The 7,457-nt window shown below is 42.8% G+C and carries 6 protein-coding genes and 1 pseudogene; 6 read left to right on the top strand and 1 reads right to left on the bottom strand.

Going from position 1 to position 7,457, the window contains the following annotated elements; genetic code table 11:
• Positions 1-313: 313 nt before the first annotated feature.
• The 4 genes from glpX to IM319_RS08380 all read left to right on the top strand — a co-directional run bounded on the left by glpX (position 314) and on the right by IM319_RS08380 (position 5,048).
• Positions 314-1,351 (top strand): class II fructose-bisphosphatase, encoded by a 1,038-nt coding sequence (gene glpX, locus IM319_RS08395; RefSeq protein ID WP_287687199.1) that lies wholly within the window; start codon positions 314-316, stop codon positions 1,349-1,351.
• Positions 1,352-1,535: 184 nt separating this feature from the next.
• Positions 1,536-2,822 carry a glutamyl-tRNA reductase gene (locus IM319_RS08390; RefSeq protein ID WP_287735277.1) on the top strand — a complete coding sequence of 429 codons (1,287 nt, stop codon included), beginning with the start codon at positions 1,536-1,538 and terminating at the stop codon, positions 2,820-2,822.
• 330 nt (positions 2,823-3,152) lie between these two features.
• Positions 3,153-4,352, top strand: a complete 1,200-nt coding sequence (locus IM319_RS08385; RefSeq protein ID WP_287735276.1) for a DUF262 domain-containing protein — start codon at positions 3,153-3,155, stop codon at positions 4,350-4,352.
• 18 nt (positions 4,353-4,370) lie between these two features.
• The gene (locus IM319_RS08380; protein WP_287735275.1) at positions 4,371-5,048 is read left to right on the top strand and encodes an MAE_28990/MAE_18760 family HEPN-like nuclease; all 678 of its coding nucleotides are present in this window, start codon (positions 4,371-4,373) and stop codon (positions 5,046-5,048) included.
• 248 nt (positions 5,049-5,296) lie between these two features.
• Here IM319_RS08380 and IM319_RS08375 read toward each other — a convergent pair.
• Positions 5,297-5,566, bottom strand: a pseudogene (locus tag IM319_RS08375) (transposase); the annotation flags it as partial.
• Between IM319_RS08375 and IM319_RS08370 the strand changes: the two are divergent.
• Together IM319_RS08370 and IM319_RS08365 are read left to right on the top strand one after the other, a co-directional pair.
• Positions 5,563-5,703 (top strand): hypothetical protein, encoded by a 141-nt coding sequence (locus IM319_RS08370; protein WP_287735278.1) that lies wholly within the window; start codon positions 5,563-5,565, stop codon positions 5,701-5,703. The pseudogene IM319_RS08375 and the gene IM319_RS08370 sit on opposite strands and share 4 nt — an antisense overlap.
• Before the next feature lie 330 nt (positions 5,704-6,033).
• Entirely contained in the window at positions 6,034-7,302 is a 1,269-nt protein-coding gene (locus IM319_RS08365) for a DUF1576 domain-containing protein (RefSeq protein ID WP_287735274.1), read from the top strand.
• The last annotated feature ends 155 nt before the right edge of the window (positions 7,303-7,457 follow it).

Raw genomic sequence — 7,457 nt, 5'->3', positions numbered from 1 at the left:
TTCCCAAATGCGTTTAACCGCTATGGGATAGAGAGGTGCGTAGTTCACCCAAGGAGAATCAATCTCTCGAAGTAAAAGTGAAGGGAATTTCTGAAATGGAATTCAGTCTGTCTATATTTGACTATACTTTTACTAACTATCCATAACTGAGATGGAGGGGACAGTGCCGGCAAAAACTCCCTAGCTAGACCAGTCTCCTCCAGATGATCTGCATAAAAACTTAAGAATGATCCCCGTCTGGTGATAGACTTTTGACTGTTAAGGAAACAAACTCACTAGATAAATATAGATCAGCTGTAGGGAGGATCATCGAGTGGAAAGTACGCTAGGGTTAGAAATTATCGAAGTGGTCGAACAGGCTGCCATTGCCTCCTCGAAGTGGATGGGTAAAGGCGAAAAAAATACCGCCGATCACGTCGCTGTAGAAGCGATGCGCGAACGGATGAATAAAATCCATATGCGCGGTCGCATCGTTATTGGAGAAGGGGAAAGAGACGAGGCTCCCATGCTCTATATTGGCGAAGAAGTGGGTATCTGTACCCAAGTTGATGCTAAACAATATTGTAATCCCGACGAATTAGTCGAAATCGATATCGCCGTCGATCCCTGCGAAGGCACTAACTTGGTTGCCTACGGTCAAAATGGTTCTATGGCCGTGTTAGCGATCTCCGAAAAAGGTGGGTTATTCGCCGCTCCTGACTTTTATATGAAAAAATTAGCCGCTCCCCCGGCAGCTAAAGGTCATGTGGATATTAATAAATCGGCGACGGAAAACCTGAAAGTCCTTTCCGATTGTCTCAATCGTTCGATCGAAGAACTGGTGGTAGTAGTTATGGATCGTCCCCGTCACAAGGAATTAATCCAAGAAATCCGCAACGCCGGGGCCAGAGTTCGTCTGATCAGCGATGGTGACGTATCGGCCGCTATTTCCTGCGCTTTTGCGGGAACTAATATTCATGCTCTCATGGGTATCGGTGCCGCTCCGGAAGGGGTAATCTCGGCGGCGGCTATGCGTTGTCTAGGCGGTCACTTCCAGGGACAATTAATCTATGATCCCGAAGTGGTCAAAACCGGTTTAATCGGCGAAAGCAGAGAGGGTAATATCGCTCGTCTGCAAGAAATGGGCATCACCAATCCCGATCGCGTTTACGGTTGCGAAGAATTAGCCAGTGGCCAAACCGTCCTCTTTGCCGCCTGTGGGATCACCCCCGGCACCCTGATGGAAGGGGTACGCTTCTTCCATGGTGGCGCTCGTACCCAAAGCTTGGTTATCTCCACCCAATCGAAAACCGCTCGCTTTGTCGATACCGTTCACCTGTTCGACCAACCCAAATACATTCAACTGAGATAATTCTCTGACCCGGTGGGGTGGGTATGGCTCACCTCGCCCCCATTGGTAAAAATATATAAAGTTTTTTTTCAAACATCTTTTATTTGCATCCCGATGGGGACTAAATTGCAACAATTAGAGACATAACGCACTGATCTTTATCAATAATTTTTGTAGCCTGAGCAACATTTGTAGGAGAACATAAATGAATATTGCTGTAGTGGGCTTGAGTCACAAGACAGCCCCTGTGGAAATTCGCGAAAAATTGAGTATCCCGGAAGCGAAAATCGAGTCCGCTCTTACCCACCTCAAGGGTTATCCCCACATCCAAGAGGTGGCTATTATCAGCACCTGTAACCGTTTGGAGATCTATGCCGTGGTTACGGATACGGAAAAGGGCGTGGTGGAAATTACCCAGTTTCTCGCTGAAATCGGGCATATTCCCCTTAATGTCCTGCGTCGTTATCTGTTTACCCTGCTGCATCAGGATGCTGTCCGTCATCTGCTGCGGGTGTCGGCCGGTTTAGAAAGTCTTGTCCTCGGTGAAGGGCAAATTCTCGCTCAAGTTAAAAATACCCATAAATTAGCCCAGAAGTACAATACTATTAGTCAATTACTCGATCGCCTGTTTAAACAAGCGATGACTGCCGGTAAACGCGTCCGCACGGAAACCAGCATCGGCACGGGAGCCGTATCGATCAGTTCGGCGGCGGTGGAGTTAGCCCATGCTAAGGTGGCAGACCTCAGCAGCAAGAAAATCGCTATTATCGGGGCAGGGAAAATGTCCCGATTATTAGTTACGCATCTTCTGGCTAAGGGTTCTCAGCAAATTGCGATCGTCAATCGCTCCCAAAGACGGGCCCAGGAGTTGGCCCGTGAATTTCCTCACCTACCGCTGCAACTATATGGCTTAGAAGAGATGATGGCTATCGTAGCGGCATCGGATATCGTCTTTACCAGTACCGGAGCCACGGAACCAATTTTAACTAAAACTTTATTGACAGAAGTGACGATTTCTGCTAGGTCCCTGATGTTAATCGATATTTCCGTTCCCCGCAACGTCCATACCGACGTGAAGGAATTGGCACAAGTACAAGCTTTTAACGTCGATGATCTCAAAGCGGTGGTTGCCGCCAATCAGGAAAGTCGCCGTCAGATGGCCAGGGAAGCAGAGGCACTCCTAGAGCAGGAAGTGGAAGCTTTCGAGCTTTGGTGGCGTTCTTTGGACACTGTACCGACAATTAGCTGTTTAAGAAGCAAAATTGAAGATATTCGCGAACAGGAATTAGAAAAGGCCCTCTCCCGTTTGGGGACGGAATTCGCCGAAAAACACCAAGAAGTTATCGAAGCGATGACCCGCGGTATCGTTAATAAAATCCTTCACGAACCCATGGTACAACTGCGCGCCCAACAGGATATCGAAGCGCGTAAGCGCTGTTTACAATCCCTGCAAATGCTCTTTAATCTCAGTGTCGGGGAGGAATATAGTTAGGGGCCGACAATTGACAAAAATTAAGGGCGATTCTATGGGTCTGTTAAGATGATTTTGAGGGATTGGGGGCGGATAATTTGGCCCGATTCCCCTATCCACAATTTCAAGATTGACAGACCACTAGACGTTTGGCTGTAGAAATGCGGTAATTATGCCCAAATTGAGGGGGTGTTAAAGCGATGGAAGTAGGACAGAGGAGGGTGTGGGACCGCAGGGAGCGGTATAATTGATAGTTAGGCTGTTAAAAACTGAGTTCTCTCTTTCACAGATTTGTCATCAATCCCATTGTTAGCTTGTTATACTTGGAAAAGCATACTAAGCCTGAGTAATATGGAAAACCTTGCAGAAAAAGTAGCCTTAGCAGAAAAAGTAGCCTTAGCAGAAAAAGTAGCCTTACTCGAAACAGAAGTCTCAGATGAGAGAAAAAGGCTATCGTCTGATAGGCTTGACATTTCTTTTGGGGAGTTGATCAACCTATACAAAAATAATGAATTAATAATTAGACCAGAGTATCAGAGATTATTCCGATGGTCAGAAGCACAAAAAACTGCACTTATAGAATCAATTCTACTCTCGATTCCAATTCCTCCAATATTTGTGGCCGAGGATAAAAACGGTGTATGGGAATTAGTCGATGGATTGCAACGTGTTTCTACTTTCATAAGTTTTTTTGGTGAACTAAAAGGTAGTGGATGGACAATTGACTATCAAGAAGATAGAGACAGATCAGGAGTCGAAGAAGAAGAAGAAATTGATGAGGAAAACGGGGAAGAAACTGGAGAGAGAAAAACTATAAATAAATGGACTTTGCAAGAAGGAGGATTAGTTAAAAGCTTGCAAGGCTTTAATATTGACAATCTTCCAACAAATCTAAAAATAAACTTGAAAAGGGCTGTTTGTAGAGTTGAAATTTTGAGAGGAGAAAGTAGTACTTCCATGAAGTATGAGTTGTTCAAAAGACTCAACTCTGGAGGTTCAAAATTAACTCCACAGGAGATAAGAAATGCAATTTATCGAGGGGTTAATCCCAGGCTTAACGAGCTTTTACTAAAAGTTAGTCAAAGCGAAGTTTTCAAATCTCTTACTCAATTAAGTAGTGGCAAACTTAATGAATTATATGATCAAGAATTAGTTCTTAGGTTTTTTGCTTTCTACAAAAATGCTCAAAATGTTAATGAAAATATGGAGAAGTTTTTAAACGATTTTATGGAGATAACTGTTCATAACGCTAGTTTTGACTATGATGTTTATGAATCTCTCATCATGAGAGTTTTAGAGTTAATTTACCAAATAGAAGACAACAAGATATTTAGAAACGAGAGAAACTTATTTGTTCCAGCTTATTTTGAGGGGATATTAATCGGAGTTGCTCAAAATATCGAGACGTATGCTGAAGACCTTGAACTTTTGAAATCAAAGATAACACAATTAAAAAGTGACAACGACTTCAAAAAATATTCTGGAACCTCTTCTAATAGTAAAAGTCGGATTAGAAATCGTCTTAAAAGAGTAGATGAAATTTTTAAATAATAAACTTAGCAATAGACTATGGATGATTTTGATAGGGCATTGCAAGAGATTATTGAAGAGAGAATATCTGTTCTTTTCGAAATTGAGAGAGCAATTTTTACGAGAAGGTACTCTCTATCTTCAAAGCATCAAGACATTTTCTCAACTCAATCAATATCGATGATTTATTCTTTATGGGAAAGCTTTATCCAAAAATCTTTCAACCTCTATATTGATGAACTTAATAATGTTGGCAGAGATCTTCATGATTTTTGCGATGAAATAGTTATTCACCACATGGAAAAATCCTTTAAACAGTTCAAGGAATATCCTACAAATGACAATAAAAAAGTAAGGTTTTTCGCTTCACTTAAAGAGTTTCACGCTGGGGATAGCTGCACTTTTTCAAGAGTTGTTAATACCGAGAGTAATGTTGGTTTCAACGTCTTAAACAAATTACTCAAAAGCTTTGCACTTGAAAAGTTTCCAGAACATTGGAAGGATTATGCACATCCGAATCCTAATTTAAAGGAATCCTTAGAGTTATTTCTGCGGTTACGCAATGCTGTAGCTCATGGAGGTGATTTAGCACCAGAGGATAGGATTAGCCAGGAATTATATACCAGATTTAAGAAGTTGGTGACAGATTTGATGTACGAAATCCGATTGAAAATGTTGTATGGTCTTAAACATAAAACATTCTTAAAGTCGCAGTAGCCTATTGTAACAAATAGCAGGTAATAGTAATTAACCTCAGTTCGGGATAAGCTAAAACCCTGATGCTACCGTAGCCTGAAACTCCTATTCTTTCGTGGAAGCTATGGCAAAATTCCCTTAAACCGAACTGGCGTTAATTAGGGCTTGCTGAAAAAGTAAGGGGGCAGCAGGAGAAAGATAATTGATTATTCAAGCCAATTGAGAAGATAAGTTTTTGTTGAGATAATTCAGAGAAAATATAACTTTTATTAATAGCAAAGGGGAGAAAACAGGAGAAAATTTGTTCTTTCTCGAAAAAAGCAGAAAAAAAGGCACAAAACCTGCCGAAGCAGGGTGGAAAGATTGATAACTAAAAAAGTAATAGCAATGGCTGTTTCCGATGTTGAGGGAAGTTTTGCCATCACGCGATTGAGGCTAAATCTTCTTTTAGCTTGTCCAAATTTCCCTTCAATAGCATTACGAATTCTTTCATCTTCAAGAGCTTGTTTTTTCTTTTCTTTACTAATATCAGTAGATGGAAACTTTCACCGATAACATACCAAGTGGTTTTTGTCTTGATCAATGTTTGGAAATTGCTGTCCCCTGGGAAGGATTACACATTGAACCTGATGCTCGTCTCCATTTAATCGCAGTTTTAGCTAATCAAGGTCAATAAGTAGTCGTGCAAAATTAATTTCTTAGTCAAGATAGGCACGCATGCAAAAGGCAGAAGGCAAGAGGTGGTTAGATATGTGTAATTAATTTTGCGCGCGGTACTTACTATGATTTCTTCCCCGTTGAAGAATTAATCTTCCTACAAAGACCTTAAATCAGCGATCGCTGATCGGTACAGAAGTTCTTTTTTCTATGAGCGATCTATTTCCTAATGGACTTCCAAAAAATAAACTATTTATCTAAGTCCTGTCTTAGAAAGTCCTGCCAGAATGAGATAAAATCTGAGGTCAAACCCTTTTAATATTCCGCTTAACCACATTGCATAAAACGCATGAATACAAAACGTGCAGGGGTTGAATTACCAAGTCAACTGCTCTCTAATCGTCTGATTCTGGGGATTATTGCCTCCTACGGTCTTGCGTTCATTGTCTTCGGTTTTCTCATGTCATCACCAGGTGAGATTCTGAATGGACTAATTGAGATCATCACCACCCGCGATGCTCTAATTACCGATTACATTGGTGTGGGAGGAATAGGAGCGGCTTTCGTCAACGCTGGGCTGCTAACTTGCCTCGCTTGCCTCCTCTACCGCATCACCCAAGCTTCTATCTCTGGTGCCTCAATCGCAAGTCTCTTTCTACTACTCGGATTCAGCCTGTTCGGCAAAAACCTGTTGAATGTTTGGCCAATCATTGCTGGAGTCTGGCTTTATGCAAAATTCCGAAATGAGTCATTTGCCGCTTATATTAATATCGCCTTCTTCGGCTGTGCTCTGGCCCCTATATTTTCGGAGATTCTTTACAGTACTGCGATTTCGCGTAGCGTCAGTATTCCGCTTGCCCTGTTCACCGCCCTGCTGCTTGGCTTTATCCTATCGCCCGTCGCCACCCAATTATTCAAGGCTCATGCTGGGTTCAATCTCTACAACATTGGGTTCACAGCAGGTGTTATCGGTACCCTAGTCGTTGCGCTCTATAAATCCTACGGCTATGTTCCTGACCCGGTTATGATTTGGACATCAGAAAATCAGGGGATCTTGACTGGTTTTCTGGTCATTCTCTTCCTATCCATGCTGATAGTGGGCATTTTTCTGGATCGCCAATCGCTCGGGCAATTATCCACACTTGTAAAATTATCGGGACAGGCCCCCAGTGATTTTGTTGCCATCGTTGGTCTTGGAGCAACCATGGTAAATATGGGCCTATGCGGACTGCTCGGTCTTGCCTACTTGCTGGTGATTGGAGCGGATTTAAATGGACCGACTATCGGTGGCATCTTAACCATCGTCGGGTTTGCAGCCTTTGGTAAACACCCACTCAACATTGTGCCGATTATGGCTGGCATTTTTCTGGGTTCCCTAGCTAAACCCTGGAATATTAATGATCCGGCGATTGTGCTGGCAACCCTGTTTGGTACCACCCTTGCCCCGATTTCGGGTCAGTTTGGTTGGCAATGGGGAATTGTGGCTGGATTTTTGCATTCCTCGGCAGCCCTCACCGTTGGCTTCAACCATGCTGGACTGAATTTATACAATAATGGGTTTGCGGCGGGGATTGTTGCGGCTGTGATGGTTCCGGTTATTATTGCGGTAAAACGATGAAATGGGAAGAAGTTATTTGACACTCCCCGCTCTAAAGAGACGGGGATTCTTGGTTCACAGAGATTACTTGCGAAAGACAGAATTGCTTCTGAAAAAGTAGAGGTATTCTCTCCCCAAGCGTTTATTGGATCGAGCATCGAAGGTTCCGGTATGCC

The organism is Microcystis sp. M113S1 (genome assembly GCF_020246945.1).
GTDB lineage: Bacteria > Cyanobacteriota > Cyanobacteriia > Cyanobacteriales > Microcystaceae > Microcystis.
Note: the sequence above shows the minus strand (reverse complement) of the source record. Positions and strands in the feature narration are given on the sequence as shown.